Raw genomic sequence first — 17,071 nt, forward strand, 5'->3', positions numbered from 1 at the left:
AATTGCGGACGTGTGCGGTGATCACGGCAGGAGCAGGAGCTTTCCGGTGGTGCGGCGGCCTTCCAGGTCCTCGTGCGCGCGGCGGGCGTCCGGCAGCGGGTAGGTGCCGCCGATGCGGATCTTGAGGGTGCCGCTGGCGATCCAGCCGAACAGCTCGTTGGCCCGCGAGTCCAGCTCGTCGCGGGTCAGGATGTGGTGCGCGAGGCTCGGGCGGGTCAGGAACACCGATCCCGCCGCGTTCAGCCGCTGCGGGTCGACTGGCGGCACCGGGCCGCTGGACGCGCCGAACAGCGCGAGCATGCCGCGCGGCCGCAGGCTGGCCAGGCTCGCGTCGAAGGTGGTCTTGCCGACGCCGTCGTAGACCACGTCCACGCCGCGCCCGTCGGTGAGGTCCTTGACCTCCTCGGCCACGTCCGCCTCGGTGTAGCGGATGATCTCGTCGGCGCCCGCCTCCCGTGCCAGCTCCTCCTTCTCGGGCGTGGACACGGTGCCGATCACGTTCGCGCCGCGCGACTTGATCAGCTGGGTCAGCAGCAGGCCCATGCCGCCGGCCGCGGCGTGCACCAGGGCGGTCTCGCCGGTTTGCACCGGGTAGGTCGAGGTGATCAGGTAGTGCGCGGTCAGTCCCTGCAGGAGCGCGGCCGCCGCCGTCTGGTCGTCCACCCCGTCCGGCACCCGCACCGCCTTGCCGGCGGGCACCAGCGCCCGCTCGGCGTAGCTGCCCGGCACCATCGCCCAGGCGATGCGGTCGCCGACGCCGAAGCCGGTCACGCCGGGGCCGACCGCGACGACCTTGCCCGCACCCTCCGAGCCGGGCGTGAACGGCAGCTTCATCGAGTAGATCCCGCTGCGCTGGTAGGTGTCGATGAAGTTGACCCCGGCCGCGGCGACCTCGACCAGCAACTGGCCGGGCCCCGGGTCGGGCAGTTCGGCTTCGCTGTACTCCAGGACCTCGGGTCCGCCGTTCGCCGCCACGCGAATCGCGCGCATGCTCTCTCCTCCGCCTGTCGTCGTTCGACGGGTGCAACTCCGCACCTCGGTCCGATCTTCCCCCGGGAGCACCCGACTGCCGAAATGATGCCCGTCGCACCGCCCGCTGATCGCGCGGGTGCCGTGCGCAACGAAGCTGTTGCCCAGTGGTGAATCGTGTTTAGGATTCCGGGCATGACGGCTGCCGAGAAGGACACCGAACAGGCCACCGCACCTTCGCCGAAGGCGATCGCCGTGGCGACGGCGTTCGTCGCCGCGCACGGCGGGTCCGCGCGCGCGGTGGTGGAGAACCTGGGGCGGACGGGTGCCCGGATCGTGCTGATCGGCGAGGACGGCCTGATGGGCGACGTGATGGTGCCCGACGTGGCCGCGGGGGAGGCCCTCGTCGAGGCCGTCGACGGGCTGTCGCCGCACGAATGGGACGGCGAGACGGTCGCGGCGCTGAAGATCGGGCCCGCGCACCGGCGGAAGATGGCCGGTCCCCGGGCGCGGTGACGCCGCGCGTCTCGCGCTGGATGTCCGACACGCCTTTGATCGCTGCTTGGTCGAATCCTTCGCTGTGGTTTATGTTTTCAGCGGAGACTAAACTCGATCACTTGGAGTCGTCGTGTCCGACTACTTGCAGCGCACCGACCGGCCCGCCATGTCGGAGTGGATCGAGCAGATGGCGGCGCACTTCGAGGCCAGCGAGGGCATGCCGCTGATCGCCGGCCGGATCCTGGCGTTCCTGCTGGTCTGCGACCCGCCGGAGCGCACCGCCGCGGAGCTGTCCCACGCGCTGGCCGCGAGCACCGGATCGATCAGCACCAACGTGCGGCTGCTGATGCGGCTCGGGGTGATCTCCAAGACGACCCGGCAGGGCCGCGAGGCGGCGCTGTACCAGGTGGAGGAGGACCGCTGGCCGGCGCTGGTGCGCCAGCGCATGGAGCGGGTCACCGCGCTGGAAGAGCTCACCGCGCAAGGCCTGCGGATGTTCAGCGGCCAGGGCGAACGGGCCCGCCGCCTGCGCACGGTCAACGAGTTCTACCAGTGGCTGTCCGGCGAGATGCCGGAGCTGTGGCGCCGCTGGGAACGCGAAGGAAAACCCAAGCTGCGCTTCTGACCGGCACCGCGCCGGGGGATGCCGGCATCGGACGATCGGTTGATGCCGGTTCGAGCGAGCCGGAGTGGGTGGCGGGCACCTTCGAGATCGAGTCCGGCCGGTTCAGGCGGCGACGGATTGCTTGGCGGTGGCCTCGGGCGTCGGCTCCGGCAGCGGGCCGCGGTAGCGGGATTCGCACCAGAGCATCGCGGTGACGATGATCACCAGCGTCGCCGCCAGCACGTGCAGAACCACCATCGCCTCGGGAACGCCGAGGTAGTACTGCGCGGAGCCGATCCCGCCCTGCACCAGCACGAGTACGCACGCCGCGCCGTAGGTCTTCAGCAGCGCCTTGGTCGGGCGGGCGCTGCGCAGCCACACGCCGAACACCGCGAGCAGCAGCACGTACGCCATCACCAGCAGGCCGTGGGTCTGCACCATCGTCGGCACCGGGAGGTCCAGCCGCGGGGTGTCCGGGTCGCCGGCGTGCGGCCCGGAAGCGGTGACCAGGGTGCCGAGGACCAGCACGGCCGCGGTGACCACGACCAGGGCGGCCAGCAGCTTGCGCATCGGCGGCGGCACCACGCCGACCGGCTCGCGGTCGCCCTCGGTGGTCGCCTTGACCAGGATCGTGGCCAGCCAGATGAGCACCGCCGAGGCCATGAAGTGCATCGACACGCTCCACCAGGCCAGGTTGACGCGCACCGTCATGCCGCCGATGATCGCCTGCGCGATCACGCCCAGCGGCATGATCAGCGCCAGCCGGACCAGCCGCTTCCGGTAGGGCAGGCACCGCCACGCGGCCAGGAAGCAGGCCAGCGCGATGAACCCGATCACGCCGGTCAGCAGCCGGTTGCCGAACTCGATCACCTGGTGGAGGGTCGCGACCTCGGGGTGCTCGACGGGCACCATGCTGCCCGGGAAGCACTGCGGCCACGTGGGGCAGCCAAGCCCGGAACCGGTCACCCGGACGATCACGCCGGTCACCGAGATCAGCGCCTGCGTCACCAGCACCGCGATGGCCAGACCGCGCACAACGCGCGGCGACGGGCGGGAGATCCGGGAAGTCATCGAGGCCGTGGGCACGCACTCGATGGTAGGACGCCGCCGAAAACCGCCCACCCGCAGGGCAGTCCCGGATCAGGTCAGACGCGTGGTCCGGATCGCCACCGCGCCGCACACCGCGCCCCACGCCACCAGCACCGCGACCGGCTGCACGCCGGGCAGGGCGCCGTTGACCAGCACCGCGTCCAAGGCCTCCGCGAGGGCACCGGACGGCAGGAAGCCGGCGACCGCGCCGACCGGGCCGGGCAGCTCGCTCGCGGGCAGCGCCAACCCACCGGCGAGCAGCAGCACGAACCAGATCGCGTTGGCCAGCGCGAGCACGATCTCGGCCCGCAACGAGCCGCCGGCCAGCACCCCGGCCGCGCCGAAGGCGAGCGTGCCCAGCACGAGCAGCGGGATGGCGGGCAGCAGCCCGGCAAGCGCGGGTGACCAGCCCAACAGCGCCGCGGCGATGCCCAGCACGACCGCCTGCAGCGCGACGACCAGCAGCGTCGCCAGGACGCGGCCGGACACCAGCGTCCAGCGCGGCAGCGCCGTCGCGGACAGCCGCTTGAGCACGCCGTAGCGGCGGTCGAAGCCGAGCGCGATGGCCTGCCCGGTGAACGCCGTGGACATCACCGCCAACGCCAGGATCCGCGGCATCACCGAGTTCACCCGCGGCTCCGGCAGGGTGCCGATGTGCAGCGTGCTCAGCCCGATCAGCAGCGCCAGCGGAATGATCAGCGTCAGCAGCGCCTGCTCGCCGTGCCGGATGATCAGCAGCGCCTCGACCTTGGTCTGCGCGGCCAGCATCCGGCCCGCCCGGCCGCGGCCGGGCTTCGGCGCGAACGTGCCCGGCGGGAACTGGGCGCCGAGCTGGGCGGGAGCGTTGGTCTCGGCGTTCACGATCGCAGCTCCCGTCCGGTCAATTCCAGGAACACGTCCTCCAGGCTGCGGCGGCTGACCCGGAGTTCCTGCGCGAGCACGCCGTGCTGCGCGCACCAGGCGGTCACGGTCGACACCACCTGCGGGTCGACCACGCCGCGCACCACGTAGTCGCCGGGGCGCAGCTCGGTGGCCTCGCAGCCCTCCGGCAGCGCTGCCAGCAGCAGCTTCAGGTCCAGCCCGGGCTGGGAGCGGAACCGGAGTTCCTGCCTGCCGTCCTCGGGTTCGGTGAGCTCCGCGGTGGTGCCGTCGGCGACCGCGCGGCCGTGGTCGACGATCACCACCCGGTCGGCCAGCGCCTCGGCCTCGTCCATCAGGTGGGTCGTCAGCAGCACGCTCACCCCGTCGCGGCGCAGCGCGCCGACCAGGTCCCAGACCAGCCGCCGTGCCTGCGGGTCCAGCCCTGCGGTGGGCTCGTCGAGGAACACCAGCTCGGGGCGGCCGACCAGGGCGCAGGCCAGCGACAGGCGCTGCTGCTGGCCGCCGGAGAGCCGCTTGTAGGGGGTGCGGCGGGCGCCGTCCAGGCCGAGCACGTCCAGCAGCCACGCCGGGTCCAGCGGGTCGGCGGCGCAGGAGGCGATCAGGTTCAGCATCTCGTCGGCGCGAACGCCCGGGTAGGCGCCGCCGCCCTGCGGCATGACGCCGATCCGCGGCCGCAACGCCTCGGACTGCGTGCGCGGGTCCAGCCCGAGCACGCGCACTTCGCCGTCGTCCGGGCGTTGGAAGCCCTCGCAGATCTCGACGGTGGTGGTCTTGCCCGCGCCGTTGGGCCCGAGCAGCGCCAGGACGCTGCCGCGCGGCAGGCACAGGTCGAGCCCGGCAACGGCGACGGTGTCGCCGAAGCGTTTTTTCAGCCCCCGCAACCGGACGGCCGGGCTGTCGGCGTTGCTCACGACATCCAAGCCTATTGCGTGACCGGCCGAACACCGCCGCGGGTCGGCAGCAGGCCCGGGACCTTGCCGCGCACCAGCCAGAGCGTGATCGCGAAGGCGATCGCGGCGGCGATCACCGCGAACGGGATCTGGTAGGCGCGCAGCACGAAACCCGCCCCGGTCGGCGGCACCAGCAGCGACACCGCGGCGCAGATCGCGGTCGCGGTGATGCGGAACCGGTTGCTGTTGGTGGACAGGGCCAGCGGCACCACCGACCACAGCAGGTACCAGGGCCACAGCACCGGCACGGCCAGCGCGAGCGTGAGGAACGTGATGCCCATCGCGGCCAGCGGTTCGATGCGGCCGCGGAAGGACAGCCACAGCATCCGCAGGCACATCGCGGCGACGATCAGGTAACCGATGATCTTGGTGATGACCAGCATCGCGTCGGTCTGGTTGCCCAGCCCCAGCAGGGTGCTCAGGCCGCCGCCGGTCATGCCGAACGCGGTCAGCGGCGCCATGAACGTCTTGACCCGGTTGGGCACGTCGAAGGTGTCGATCCAGCCGAACCCCCAGCCGCTGGCCACCGTGATGACCGTCATGGTTGCCAGGAACACCGCCGCCAGCAGCGCCGCGAACCGCACCAGGTCGCGGAACCGGCCGCCGCGCCGCACCACCAGGTAGATCCCGAAGAAGCCGAGCGCGATCCAGCCGGGCGGCTTGATCGCCCCGGCGATGGTCAGCAGCACGCCGGCGGCGATGGTGCCCGGCACGGTCTGGTAGCGCAGCCCCAGCTCGATGGCGGCCAGCATGATGCCGACCATCAGCGCCTCGTTGTGCATGCCGCTGACCACGTGGAACAGCACGATCGGGTTGGCCGCACCGAGCCACAGCGCTGCTGCCGGGTGCACCCCGCAGCGGCGCGCCAGCCGGGGGATCGCCCAGATCGCCAGCGCCAGCCCGCACAGCATCACCGCGCGCCACACCAGCACCCCGAACACCACGTTGTCGCCGATGATCCGGGAGATCATCTGGCCGAACATCAGGAACAGCGGCCCGTACGGCGACGGGGTGTCGCGCCAGATGTTGGGCACGTTGGCGGTGAACGGGTGGTCGACGCCCAGCGCGGCGGCCGAGCCCAGCACGTACGGGTTGAAGCCGCGGGCGGCCACCTCGCTCTGCGCGAGGTAGCTGTACATGTCGGTGCTGAACAGCGGCGGGGCCAGTGCCAGTGGCAGCGCCCACATCGCCAGCGTGCGGGCCAGCTGGGTGACCGACAGCATCCGGCCGCGGCCCGGCCAGCAGAGCTTTCCCAGCCACAGCCAGGCGATCACGATCATCAGCATGCCCAGCCAGCAGCTGGCCATCGCGACGGTCGGGATCCGGACGGGCAGACCGATCAGGCGGGCGCCGGACAGCGGGTTGTCCACCGGGGCGGCCCCGGCGCCGATCGCGCCCACCGCGAGCATCAGCGAGCCGGTGGTGCCGAACCGGCGGACGACGTCGAGCTGCCGCCGCTCGGTGCGGTCCAGGGGCTTCGGTTCCGCGGGGCCCGGGGTCGGACCTGCGGGCGCTGGGTCTTTCGATTCGACTGCCGCCACGACGACGAAGGGTAATCGCGTGAGTCAGCTCACGCGGCCGCCCCGCGCTCTGGTGTCTCGAGACGAAATAGGTAACATTCGTGTTGTGAAAAACGTCGGGACGCCTCCGCCTGTCGACGTGGCTGGCACCGAGGGCCACGCGGCCCAGCAGGGTGCTGCCTCGCACGGCGACGGACGCACCCGGCACGCGGTTGCGCGGTTGCTGCTGGAACGGGGGCCGATCACCGCTGCGGCGGTGGCCGACGAACTCGGGCTGAGCCCCACCGCGGTGCGCCGGCACCTCGACGTGCTGGTCGCCGAGGGCGAGGCCTACACCCGGGAAGCCTCCCCGCGGAGCCGTCGCGGTCGTGGCCGACCCGCGAAGCTGTTCCTGCTCACCGAGGTGGGCCGGGCGCGGTTCGGGCACGCCTACGACGACCTGGCGGTGGCGGCGCTGCGGTTCATCGCCGAGCACGAAGGGGAGCAAGCGGTTCGCGAGTTCGCCGACCGGCGGATCGCCGCACTGGTGGCCAACCACCGGGAGGTGCTGGCGGCCGCGACCGACCCGGCGAAGCGCGCGGAGGTTCTCGCCGACGCGCTCACCAGGGAGGGCTACGCTGCCTCGACGCGAAGCGTCGGCAGCGGCGAGCAGCTCTGCCAACACCACTGCCCGGTGGCGCACGTCGCTGCGGACTTCCCGCAGTTGTGCGAGGCCGAGACGGCGGCGTTCGCCGAAGTCCTCGGCACCCATGTGCAGCGGCTGGCCACCATCGCGAATGGTGACGCGGCCTGCACCACGCACGTACCAACCGCGCGGTTCGCGGATCCGGGTGGCGACACCTCGGACACCGTCCAGACCTCTGCCGACCCGGTCCCGAAGGGCCGGCAGAACACCGCCCCGATTCCTGATGGAGGGGAGTCCGTATGACTGCCGCTGCGGAGCAGCGCACACCCACCACGGCGTCCACCGGCAACGGCCAGCTCAGCCAGGACGAAATCCTGGCCAGCGTGGGCAGCTACGAGTACGGCTGGGCCGACTCGGACGTCGCGGGCGCCAGTGCACGTCGTGGCCTCAACGAGGACGTCGTCCGCGACATCTCGGGCAAGAAGGACGAGCCCGAGTGGATGCTGGAGACCCGGCTGAAGGCGCTGCGGCTGTTCGACCGGAAGCCGATGCCGAACTGGGGCGCCGACCTGTCGGGGATCGACTTCGACAACATCAAGTACTTCGTCCGCTCCACCGAGCAGCAGGCCCAGACCTGGGAAGACCTGCCCGAGGACATCAAGAACACCTACGACAAGCTGGGCATCCCGGAGGCCGAGAAGCAGCGCCTCGTCGCGGGTGTGGCCGCCCAGTACGAGTCCGAGGTCGTCTACCACAAGATCCGCGAGGACCTTGAGGAGCAGGGCGTCATCTTCCTGGACACCGACACGGGCCTCAAGGAACACCCGGAGCTGTTCAAGGAGTACTTCGGCTCGGTCATCCCGGCCGGGGACAACAAGTTCTCCGCGCTGAACACCTCGGTGTGGTCGGGCGGCTCGTTCATCTACGTGCCGCCGGGCGTGCAGGTGGACATCCCGCTGCAGGCCTACTTCCGGATCAACACCGAAAACATGGGCCAGTTCGAGCGGACCCTGATCATCGTCGACGAGGGTGCCTACGTGCACTACGTCGAGGGCTGCACGGCGCCGATCTACTCCAGCGACTCGCTGCACTCCGCGGTCGTGGAGATCATCGTCAAGAAGGGCGGCCGCTGCCGCTACACGACGATCCAGAACTGGTCGACCAACGTCTACAACCTGGTCACCAAGCGCGCCAAGGCCGAAGAGGGCGCCACCATGGAGTGGGTCGACGGCAACCTCGGCTCCAAGGTGACCATGAAGTACCCGTCGGTGTTCCTGATGGGTGAACATGCCAAGGGCGAGGTGCTCTCGGTGGCTTTCGCCGGCGAGGGCCAGCACCAGGACGCGGGCGCGAAGATGGAGCACCTGGCGCCGCACACCTCCTCGACGATCGTGTCCAAGTCGATCGCCCGGGGCGGCGGCCGCACCTCCTACCGCGGCCTGGTCAAGATCGCGAAGCGGGCGCACCACTCGTCGTCCAACGTCAAGTGCGACGCGCTGCTGATGGACACCATCAGCCGCTCCGACACCTACCCGTACGTGGACGTCCGCGTCGACGACGTGTCGATGGGCCACGAGGCGACCGTGTCCAAGGTCAGCGACGACCAGCTGTTCTACCTGATGCAGCGGGGCCTGACCGAGGACGAGGCGATGGCGATGATCGTGCGCGGCTTCGTCGAGCCGATCGCCCGCGAGCTGCCGATGGAATACGCGCTGGAACTGAACCGCCTGATCGAACTGCAGATGGAAGGGGCCGTCGGCTGAGATGAGCACCACCAAGACCGACGCCCAGCACGGCCTTACCGAGCACTCGCACGGGGGCGGCACGGGCATCCCGCAGTCCTCCCGCGGGGCGCGCTTCACGTCCTACGACGTCGAGGCCTTCGAGGTGCCCGGCGGCCGCGAGGAGGACTGGCGCTTCACGCCGATGAAGCGGCTCAAAGGCCTGCACGACGGCACCGCCACCGCCACCGGCAACATCAAGATCGAGGTCACCGGCGACGGCGCGACCGTGGAGACCGTGAGCCGCGACGACGCACGGATCGGCAACGGGGGCATCCCGTCCGACCGCGTCGCCGCGCAGGCCTGGAGCTCCTTCACCGAGGCCACCGTCGTCACGGTCCCGAAGGACACCAAGCCCGAGGACCCGATCACCATCACGGTGCACGGCCCGGGTGAGGGCCAGGTGGCCTTCGGGCACCTGCAGGTCCGCGCAGAGCAGTTCGCCGAGGCCGTCGTGGTGATCGACTACCGCGGTTCCGGCACGCTGGGCGACAACGTCGAGTTCGTCGCCGGTGACGGCGCGCAGCTGCGCGCCGTGTCCGTGCACGACTGGGCCGACGACGCCACCCAGGTCAGCTCCGAGCACGCCTACCTGGGCCGCGACGCGGTGTTCCGGCACCTCGCCGTCACCCTCGGCGGCGACCTGGTGCGGGTCAACACCACCATCACCTACGGCGACAAGGGCGGCGACGTCGAGCTGCTCGGCCTGTACTTCGCCGACGCCGGCCAGCACCTGGAGCACCGGATGCTGGTGGACCACGCGGTGCCGAACTGCCGCAGCAACGTGCTCTATAAGGGCGCGCTGCAGGGCGACTCGGCGCACTCGGTGTGGATCGGCGACGTGCTGATCCGGGCCGCGGCCGAGGGCACCGACACCTACGAGCTCAACCGCAACCTGGTGCTGACCGAGGGCGCGCGAGCCGACTCGGTGCCGAACCTGGAGATCGAGACCGGCGAGATCGAAGGCGCCGGGCACGCCAGCGCCACCGGCCGGTTCGACGACGAGCAGCTGTTCTACCTGCAGGCCCGGGGCATCCCGCAGGACCAGGCCCGGCGCCTGGTGGTGCGCGGGTTCTTCCACGAGCTGCTGCAGAAGATCACCGTGCCCGAGGTCCGGGAGCGGCTGGAAGCCGCGATCGAGGAAGAACTCGCCGTCGTCGGCGTCTGAATACCAGCTTTCGCACACACCAGGAGAACGAAGAAGAAATGGCCACCCTGGAGATCAAGGACCTGCACGGCTCGGTCCTCACCGAGGAAGGCGCCAAGCCGATCCTCAACGGCGTCAACCTGACCGTCGGCTCGGGCGAGATCCACGCCATCATGGGCCCCAACGGCTCCGGCAAGTCGACGCTGGCCTACGCCATCGCCGGGCACCCGAAGTACCGGATCGACTCCGGTTCGGTGCTGCTGGACGGCGAGAACGTGCTGGAGATGAGCGTCGACGAGCGGGCCCGCGCCGGTCTGTTCCTCGCCATGCAGTACCCGGTCGAGGTGCCGGGCGTGTCGATGTCGAACTTCCTGCGCACCGCGGTGACCGCGGTCCGCGGCGAGGCCCCGCAGATCCGCAAGTGGGTCAAGGAAGTCAAGCAGGCCATGTCGGACCTCGACATCGACCCGTCGTTCGCCGAGCGCAGTGTCAACGAGGGCTTCTCCGGTGGTGAGAAGAAGCGGCACGAGATCCTGCAGCTGGACCTGCTGGACCCGAAGTTCGCGATCCTCGACGAGACCGACTCCGGCCTCGACGTCGACGCGCTCCGGGTGGTTTCCGAAGGCGTCAACGCCTACCACGCCAAGGGCGGCAAGGGTGTCCTGCTGATCACCCACTACACCCGGATCCTCAAGCACATCACCCCCGACTACGTGCACGTCTTCGCCGAGGGCAAGGTCGTAGAGTCCGGCGGTGCCGAGCTCGCCGACGAGCTGGAGGAGAAGGGCTACGTGCGCTTCACCGGCAAGAAGGAGGCAGCCGTCCAGTCATGACCGTTCAGCCTCCTCGCACCGAGGGTGCGAGCACCCCGAGCACGCCCCTGGACGTGGCGGCGATCCGGGCGGACTTTCCGATCCTGGGTCGCAGCATCCGCGACGGCCGCCGCCTGGTCTACCTGGACTCCGGGGCTACCTCGCAACGCCCGCGCCAGGTGCTCGACGCGGAGCGCTCCTTCCTGGAGAACTCCAACGCGGCCGTGCACCGCGGCGCGCACCAGCTCGCCGAGGAGGCCACGGACGCGTACGAGGGCGCGCGGGACCGAATCGCCCGCTTCATCGGGGTCGACGCCGACGAGGTGGTGTTCACCAAGAACGCCACCGAGGGCATCAACCTGGTCGCCTACGCCATGAGCAACGCCGCCACGTCCGGGGCGGAGGCCGAGCGCTTCCGCCTGGGGCCGGGCGACGAGGTCGTGGTGACGGAGATGGAGCACCACGCGAACCTGGTCCCGTGGCAGCAGTTGTGCGAACGCACCGGCGCCACCCTGCGCTGGTTCGGGGTCACCGACGAGGGCCGCCTCGACCTGGCCGATGTGGACGGTTTGATCACCGAGCGGGCCAAGGTGGTGGCCTTCACCCACCAGTCCAACGTGCTGGGCACGGTGAACCCGACGGAGCAGCTGGTCTCCCGGGCGCACCAGGTCGGTGCGCTGGTGGTGCTGGACGCCTGCCAGTCGGCGCCGCACGCTCCGGTGGACTTCAAGGCGCTGGGCGTGGACTTCGCGGTGTTCTCCGGGCACAAGATGCTCGGCCCCTCCGGGGTCGGCGTGCTCTACGGGCGCGGCGAACTGCTGGCCGCGATGCCGCCGTTCATCAGCGGCGGCTCGATGATCGAACTCGTGCACATGGAACGCTCCACGTTCGCCGCGCCGCCGCAGCGGTTCGAGGCGGGCGTGCCGATGACGTCGCAGGTCGTGGGCCTGGGCGCGGCCGTCGACTACCTGACGGCGATCGGCATGGACCGCGTCGCCGAGCACGAGCGGCGGCTCACCGAGCTCGCGCTGCGGGAGCTGTCGACGATCGACGGGGTGCGCATCATCGGGCCCACCAGCACCGAGCACCGCGGCGGCGCTGTGTCGTTCGTGATCGACGGCGTGCACCCGCACGACGCCGGTCAGGTGCTGGACGACCAGGGCGTCGAGGTCCGCGTCGGACACCACTGCGCATGGCCGCTGCACCGCCGGATGGGAATTCCGGCGACCGTGCGGGCATCGTTCTACTTGTACAACGAACTGGACGAGGTCAAGGCGTTGGTGGACGCGGTGCGCGAGGCGCAGCGCTTCTTCGGGGTGGCTTGATCGGGGACTGCAGGAGAACTCTTCATGCAGCTTGAGCAGATGTACCAGGAGATCATCCTGGACCACTACCGCAAACCGCACCGCCATGGCCTGCGGGAACCCTTCGACGCCGAGTCGTTCCAGGTGAACCCCACCTGCGGCGACGAGGTCACCCTGCGGGTGCGGTTGGCGGGCACGGACACCGACGCGATCGTCGACGACGTCTCCTACGCGGGGCAGGGCTGTTCGATCAGCCAGGCCTCCGTGTCGGTGCTCACCGACCTGGTCGTCGGCAAGCCGCTGCGGGAGGCGCTGACCACCGAGGCTGCGTTCAGTGAGCTGATGCACGGCCGCGGCAAGGTCGAACCGGACGAGGACGTGCTGGAGGACGGCGTCGCGTTCGCAGGAGTGGCGAAGTACCCGATGCGCGTGAAGTGCGCGCTGCTGGGTTGGATGGCTTTCAAGGACGCGGTATCGCGCGTAGTTGTCGAGGAAGCGTCATGAGCGAAAATCACTTCCGCGCTCGTGTAAGCCGAGCGGGTGCGGGTGTGCCGCAAGACACTGTCGAGGAGGCGTCATGATCGACGAAGCCCCGGTTCAGGAAACTGACGTGGCCCGCAGCGCCGAGGCGCTGCCCGAGCAAGCCGCGCCGGCGGCCGAGGTGGCGGCGCTGGAGGACGTCGAGGAAGCCCTCCGTGACGTCGTCGACCCCGAGCTGGGGATCAACGTCGTCGACCTCGGGCTGGTCTACGACATCCGGGTCGAGCAGGACAACAGTGCCACCGTGGACATGACGTTGACCTCGGCGGCTTGCCCGTTGACCGACGTTATCGAGGACCAGGCACGGGCCGCGTTGACGACCGGGCCCGGTGGTGGGTTGGTCAACGACTTCCGGATCAACTGGGTGTGGATGCCGCCTTGGGGGCCGGAGAAGATCACCGAGGAAGGGCGCGAGCAGCTGCGGGCTCTCGGGTTCACCGTTTGAGGCTTGGTTTTTTTGGGAGGGGCACCCGGGTTTCCCAGGTGCCTTTTCTTTTTGGGGGCCGGGGCGGCTTGGGGCTGGTTGGGCAGCTGGTTGGGGCGGTGGTTGGGGTTGGCTGGTCTTTTGGGGTTTGGTTCGGGGTTGGGGCTTTTGGGGTTCTGTTGTGGGTGTGCCATCCCCGTGTCGGTGGAGTGTGGGGGCTGCGGGCCGGAGGTCAAGCCCGGCCTTCGGCCGCCCCTTCGGGGGTGAACGGCTTGACATCCGTCCCGCAGCCCCTGTTCGGCTTTGTGTCACGGGGATGGCCAGGAGTGGTCTGGCGGGGTGGGGCTTTTGCGTTGCGGGGTGGCGGAATACCGGGGTGGGGGCGTGGGTGGTGGTGATCGTTCCGTTCCGAGGTGGTCCGTGCGTGGTTTTCGGTGCTATAGCGCTTGAAACCGCTCACGATGCTCGTGCTGGTGGTCTGGTGGTGGTTGGGTGTCGCCTTCGGCGTGCTGTGGTTTTCGTTGCTGTTTCTGTGTCGGGTTTCCGGTGTTTTCGTTTCCGCGGCTTGGGTTTTTGGGTTTCGGGCCGGGTGTTTCACCTGATCAAGTGACCATAAAAGGCGTGCGAACTGGTGTTCTAATGCGGGAGAATATTTGGTATGACACCGCTGTTGAACACCCAGGATCCGGCCGTCGGCACCGTTGGTGCCCGGTCGGCGGTGTCGTGCACGGATGCCGAACTCGCCGCCCGTATCTGTGAACTGGAGGAGGGGATGCGGGTGTTGATGATGGAGCAGTTGCAGTGCATCGCCGAAGCCGACCACCGTGGTGTGTATGCCGAGTTGGGGTTCCGGTCGGCGCAGGTGTGGTTGCAGGGGTTGCTCAACATCGATGCGCGTGATGCGAAAACCCGCGTCAAGGTCGCCCGCAATGTTGAGGACCGGCAGAGCTTGTATGGCGAGGTCATGCCCGCCGACCTGCCTGAGACTGCTGCGGCTTTGGCAGAGGGTGCGATCGGGTTGGAGCATGCGCGGGTGATCGTGGACGGGGTCCGCCGCCTGCCGGAGTATGCCCGCTGTCATCAGGTCGGTAAGGTCGAATCAACCCTGGCCGGGTATGCGCGGATGATGACGCCTCGTGAGCTGGAGAAGCTCGCCGAGCGCATCCGCTATCTGCTGGATCAGGACGGTGCCTACGACGACGAGGAAGACCAGCATGAGTCGCGGGAGCTGCACTACACGGTTGCCCGGGACGGAATGACGGTCATCAAAGCCCGCCTCGACCGCGAGGCCGGGGCGAAGTTCGCCGCGCTGATGCAACCGCTGGCCGCACCGCGGCCGGAGGTGGAGGGGGAGAAGGATCCGCGCACGGTGGGGCAGCGCAACGCCGACGGCTTCGCCGCCATCCTGGACCTGGCGCTGGATCATGACGGGGTTCCGCGTTCGGGTGGACAGCGGCCGCACATCACCATCTCCATCGACTTCGAGGACCTCAAGCGAGGGCTCGGGTTCGTCGCCGCCGAAACAGGGTTGCCCGGCACCCTTAACACCGAACGGGCCATCACCGCCGAGAACGCCCGCCGCATCGCCTGCGACGCCGAGGTGCTGCCGGTGGTTCTCGGCGGGGACGGGCTCCCGCTGGACGTGGGCCGGGCGAAGCGGATCGCGCCCGCCCAGATCCGTGCCGCGTTGCTGCAGCGGGACGGGGTGTGTGCGTTTCCGGGGTGCGACCGGCCGCCGGGAACCCCGGAAGCACATCACATCGCCCACTGGGTCGATGGCGGAAGCACCGAGCTGGGCAACATGGTGATGCTCTGCGGTCACCACCACCGGACCCTGCACACCCAGCGATGGGAAACCGAGATACGAGACCGGCGACCGGTGTTCATCCCACCGCCCACAGTGGACCCAAAGCGAACGCCACGACCAGGCGGTAGAGCACTACCCACCCAACACCGCGAATACCTCCGGGACCTCATCCCCACCCAGCGGGGCCCGGCGGGCGATTCGTGACGCCCAGCTACGGGCGGTCGACCAGCGGCAATTACCAGGCCGGGCCCGGCAGTTCCGGGTCGTGCGTCGGGAAACCCGGCGGCACCTCCGGTTGCTTGCCGCGGAGCACCTCGATGCGGTCCGAGCCCGGCCGCGACATGACCCAGCTCGAACCGGTCAGCGACTTGGCGCGCTGCTTCAGCGGCGCGAGCTTGCTGGAGACCTCGTCGTAGGAGTCGACCGTCGTCGGCGTGCACACCAGCGTTGCCAGCGACAGGCTCACGGCGAGGTGATCCGCCGAACGCGGCGGGTCGAGCACCAGCTCGGCCAGCGGCACCAGGTCGTTGAGGTCGGCCACCAGCAGGAAGTCGTCGCCGCCGACGTGGCCGACCTGCACCGAGCTCAGCGCCGTCGCCGTGTCGGTGAGGCTGCGTCCGATCGCGCGGATCAGGTCGTCGCCGGCGGAGAACCCGGCCGTGTCGTTGACCCTCTTGAAGCTGTCGATGTCCAGCCAGCTCACCGCGAAGATCTCGCCGGCGGCGATCCGGCGGGCCACGTCGCGGGCTATCGCGTCGCTGCCCGGCAGGCGGGTCAGCGGGTTCAGTGACGCCGCCTCCTCCACCTTCAGCTCCGCCATGCCGCGGATCAGGTCGCCGGCCCGCACCGCGCCCAGGCAGCGGCCGGACTCGTCCACCACGATCGCGTCGTCGTACATCCGGTACTGGTCCGAGCGGGTCACCAGGCTCAGCGCTTCCATCGCCGTCGTCGCCGTGTTGACCACCCGCGGCTCATCGGCCAGCCGCGACGCGGGGCGCTTGGCGTGCAGCGCGTGCCCATACGGGCCGGTCACCGCCAGCAGGAACCGGTTGCGGTCGATGGTCCACGCCGGCCGGTTCTCGTGGTCGACCAGCACCACGCCGCTGATCTCCGGGTGATCGGCCAGCACGCTGCGCACCTTGTCCGCTGTCGCGTCGATCGGCAGCATCGTCGCCGGGGACAGGAACTCCGTCACCCGGGGACCCGTGGCGAGCGTCCTGATCGATGGGCCGTGCGGGTCGGTCACCTCAGCCGCCACACCCGGCACGCTGCTCGCCGTCGGAGGCCGGCGGGCCGCCGGGGCGAGCAGGTTCCCCTGCACCAGGCGGATTCCGTTGCGGCGCAGCGCGGTCAGCTGGCGCTCGTTCTCCACGCCCTCGGCGACCAGTTGGCTCTCGGTCGACTCGCATAGGTGGCGGACCGCCTCCACCACCGCGACCCGGGCCGGGCTGTCCGGCAGCCCGGCGACCACGGCGCGGTCCAGCTTCACCAGCGCGGGCCCGATGTCGGCGATCAGGGTCAGCGGCACATCACCTTCACCCACGCCGTCCAGGGCGACCTGGAAACCGTCGCCGCGCAACTTGTCCACCCCGGCGAGCAGCTGGTCAGGGTCCAGCCTGGTGAACGGTGGGCCGATCTCCAGCGTCACCTCCTGCTCGCGGCGGCCGATCTCGCGGAGCTTCTCGCGCACCGCGTCGAGCCGGGGGAGGTCGTGGATGACCGTGCCGCCGAAGATGTTCAGGTGCAGGGGGAGCAGCGACTCGTGCTCCGCCATCGAGGTCAGCGCGGCGGTCGCCAGCGACACGTCCAGCTCGGTCAGCCGCCGCTGCCGGGCCGCCTCCCGGAACAGGTCCTGGACGTGCGCGCGCGCCGGCCGGGCCAACGCCTCGACCGCGACGATGGCACCGGTCTTGATGTTGATCAACGGCTGGAACGCGAAGCGCACTTCGTCAACCAACGCGAGCACGGAGTCGATCTTGCCCGGACTCATGCCGCTCCATCGACGGTGTTCACGACCTGTTCACCGACATCTCAGTTCCTCATCCTCGGCGGAGGACCGCCGCTCTCCCCGGAGCCCAACCTAGCTCGACCGACCGGGGCGGGACACCGTCTTGTAGGC

16 protein-coding genes are annotated in these 17,071 nt (G+C 69.9%); 10 read left to right on the forward strand and 6 right to left on the reverse strand.

Features of this window, described 5'->3' with window-relative positions:
* Positions 1-21: 21 nt before the first annotated feature.
* The gene (locus DL519_RS41220; protein WP_190823017.1) at positions 22-990 is read right to left on the reverse strand and encodes a quinone oxidoreductase family protein; all 969 of its coding nucleotides are present in this window, start codon (positions 988-990) and stop codon (positions 22-24) included.
* Positions 991-1,164: 174 nt separating this feature from the next.
* On the opposite strand from DL519_RS41220, the gene DL519_RS41225 reads away from it, so the two are divergent.
* Both DL519_RS41225 and DL519_RS41230 read left to right on the forward strand, forming a co-directional pair.
* Positions 1,165-1,485 (forward strand): hypothetical protein, encoded by a 321-nt coding sequence (locus DL519_RS41225; protein ID WP_168584495.1) that lies wholly within the window; start codon positions 1,165-1,167, stop codon positions 1,483-1,485.
* A gap of 112 nt (positions 1,486-1,597) precedes the next feature.
* On the forward strand, positions 1,598-2,092 hold the full coding sequence (locus DL519_RS41230) for a GbsR/MarR family transcriptional regulator (RefSeq protein WP_190823019.1): 495 nt from the start codon (positions 1,598-1,600) through the stop codon (positions 2,090-2,092).
* Between the two features lie 102 nt (positions 2,093-2,194).
* Here the strand turns inward: DL519_RS41230 and DL519_RS41235 are convergent, their stop codons facing one another.
* From DL519_RS41235 to mptB, 4 genes are all read right to left on the reverse strand, one after another.
* Positions 2,195-3,157, reverse strand: a complete 963-nt coding sequence (locus DL519_RS41235) for a COX15/CtaA family protein (protein WP_223840090.1) — start codon at positions 3,155-3,157, stop codon at positions 2,195-2,197.
* A gap of 54 nt (positions 3,158-3,211) precedes the next feature.
* A complete protein-coding gene (locus DL519_RS41240) occupies positions 3,212-3,928 on the reverse strand; it encodes an ABC transporter permease (protein WP_223840445.1) in 717 nt (238 codons plus the stop codon).
* A gap of 89 nt (positions 3,929-4,017) precedes the next feature.
* Positions 4,018-4,953: an ABC transporter ATP-binding protein gene (locus DL519_RS41245; protein ID WP_190823023.1), complete on the reverse strand. Its 936-nt coding sequence runs from the start codon at positions 4,951-4,953 to the stop codon at positions 4,018-4,020.
* A gap of 11 nt (positions 4,954-4,964) precedes the next feature.
* The gene (mptB, locus tag DL519_RS41250; RefSeq protein ID WP_190823025.1) at positions 4,965-6,533 is read right to left on the reverse strand and encodes a polyprenol phosphomannose-dependent alpha 1,6 mannosyltransferase MptB; all 1,569 of its coding nucleotides are present in this window, start codon (positions 6,531-6,533) and stop codon (positions 4,965-4,967) included.
* An 85-nt stretch (positions 6,534-6,618) separates the two neighbouring features.
* Here mptB and DL519_RS41255 point away from each other — a divergent pair, with 85 nt between their 5' ends.
* The 8 genes from DL519_RS41255 (at position 6,619) to DL519_RS41290 (ending at position 15,156) form a co-directional block, all read left to right on the forward strand.
* On the forward strand, positions 6,619-7,440 hold the full coding sequence (locus DL519_RS41255; protein WP_190823027.1) for a helix-turn-helix transcriptional regulator: 822 nt from the start codon (positions 6,619-6,621) through the stop codon (positions 7,438-7,440).
* Entirely contained in the window at positions 7,437-8,900 is a 1,464-nt protein-coding gene (gene sufB, locus DL519_RS41260) for a Fe-S cluster assembly protein SufB (protein WP_190823030.1), read from the forward strand. The genes DL519_RS41255 and sufB overlap by 4 nt, the downstream gene beginning before the upstream one ends.
* A 1-nt stretch (position 8,901) precedes the next feature.
* Positions 8,902-10,086, forward strand: coding sequence for a Fe-S cluster assembly protein SufD (gene sufD / locus DL519_RS41265; protein ID WP_223840092.1), 1,185 nt, complete (start codon positions 8,902-8,904; stop codon positions 10,084-10,086).
* A 38-nt stretch (positions 10,087-10,124) separates the two neighbouring features.
* On the forward strand, positions 10,125-10,898 hold the full coding sequence (sufC, locus tag DL519_RS41270) for a Fe-S cluster assembly ATPase SufC (protein WP_190823032.1): 774 nt from the start codon (positions 10,125-10,127) through the stop codon (positions 10,896-10,898).
* Positions 10,895-12,202, forward strand: coding sequence for a cysteine desulfurase (locus DL519_RS41275; protein ID WP_190823033.1), 1,308 nt, complete (start codon positions 10,895-10,897; stop codon positions 12,200-12,202). The genes sufC and DL519_RS41275 overlap by 4 nt, the downstream gene beginning before the upstream one ends.
* Positions 12,203-12,226: 24 nt before the next feature.
* The gene (sufU, locus tag DL519_RS41280) at positions 12,227-12,685 is read left to right on the forward strand and encodes a Fe-S cluster assembly sulfur transfer protein SufU (RefSeq protein ID WP_190823035.1); all 459 of its coding nucleotides are present in this window, start codon (positions 12,227-12,229) and stop codon (positions 12,683-12,685) included.
* Positions 12,686-12,758: 73 nt separating this feature from the next.
* A complete protein-coding gene (locus DL519_RS41285; RefSeq protein ID WP_168584485.1) occupies positions 12,759-13,166 on the forward strand; it encodes a metal-sulfur cluster assembly factor in 408 nt (135 codons plus the stop codon).
* A gap of 637 nt (positions 13,167-13,803) precedes the next feature.
* Complete coding sequence (locus DL519_RS41290; protein ID WP_190823037.1) at positions 13,804-15,156, forward strand: HNH endonuclease signature motif containing protein; 1,353 nt, start codon at positions 13,804-13,806, stop codon at positions 15,154-15,156.
* Between the two features lie 31 nt (positions 15,157-15,187).
* Here the strand turns inward: DL519_RS41290 and DL519_RS41295 are convergent, their stop codons facing one another.
* Positions 15,188-16,942 carry a GGDEF domain-containing protein gene (locus DL519_RS41295; protein ID WP_190823039.1) on the reverse strand — a complete coding sequence of 585 codons (1,755 nt, stop codon included), beginning with the start codon at positions 16,940-16,942 and terminating at the stop codon, positions 15,188-15,190.
* Positions 16,943-17,071: the final 129 nt, after the last annotated feature.

The sequence above is a fragment of the Saccharopolyspora pogona genome (genome assembly GCF_014697215.1).
In the GTDB taxonomy this organism is placed as follows: Bacteria; Actinomycetota; Actinomycetes; order Mycobacteriales; family Pseudonocardiaceae; genus Saccharopolyspora; species Saccharopolyspora hattusasensis.

Bases quoted from the DNA above. Each gene is read 5' to 3' on its own strand.
- sufB (WP_190823030.1), top strand. From the start codon at position 7,437: ATGACTGCCGCTGCGGAGCAGCGCACACCCACCACGGCGTCCACCGGC.
- sufD (WP_223840092.1), top strand. From the start codon at position 8,902: ATGAGCACCACCAAGACCGACGCCCAGCACGGCCTTACCGAGCACTCG.
- DL519_RS41225 (WP_168584495.1), top strand. From the start codon at position 1,165: ATGACGGCTGCCGAGAAGGACACCGAACAGGCCACCGCACCTTCGCCG.
- DL519_RS41295 (WP_190823039.1), bottom strand. From the start codon at position 16,942: ATGAGTCCGGGCAAGATCGACTCCGTGCTCGCGTTGGTTGACGAAGTG.
- sufU (WP_190823035.1), top strand. From the start codon at position 12,227: ATGCAGCTTGAGCAGATGTACCAGGAGATCATCCTGGACCACTACCGC.
- DL519_RS41285 (WP_168584485.1), top strand. From the start codon at position 12,759: ATGATCGACGAAGCCCCGGTTCAGGAAACTGACGTGGCCCGCAGCGCC.
- DL519_RS41220 (WP_190823017.1), bottom strand. From the start codon at position 990: ATGCGCGCGATTCGCGTGGCGGCGAACGGCGGACCCGAGGTCCTGGAG.
- sufC (WP_190823032.1), top strand. From the start codon at position 10,125: ATGGCCACCCTGGAGATCAAGGACCTGCACGGCTCGGTCCTCACCGAG.
- DL519_RS41275 (WP_190823033.1), top strand. From the start codon at position 10,895: ATGACCGTTCAGCCTCCTCGCACCGAGGGTGCGAGCACCCCGAGCACG.
- DL519_RS41290 (WP_190823037.1), top strand. From the start codon at position 13,804: ATGACACCGCTGTTGAACACCCAGGATCCGGCCGTCGGCACCGTTGGT.
- DL519_RS41240 (WP_223840445.1), bottom strand. From the start codon at position 3,928: ATGCTGGCCGCGCAGACCAAGGTCGAGGCGCTGCTGATCATCCGGCAC.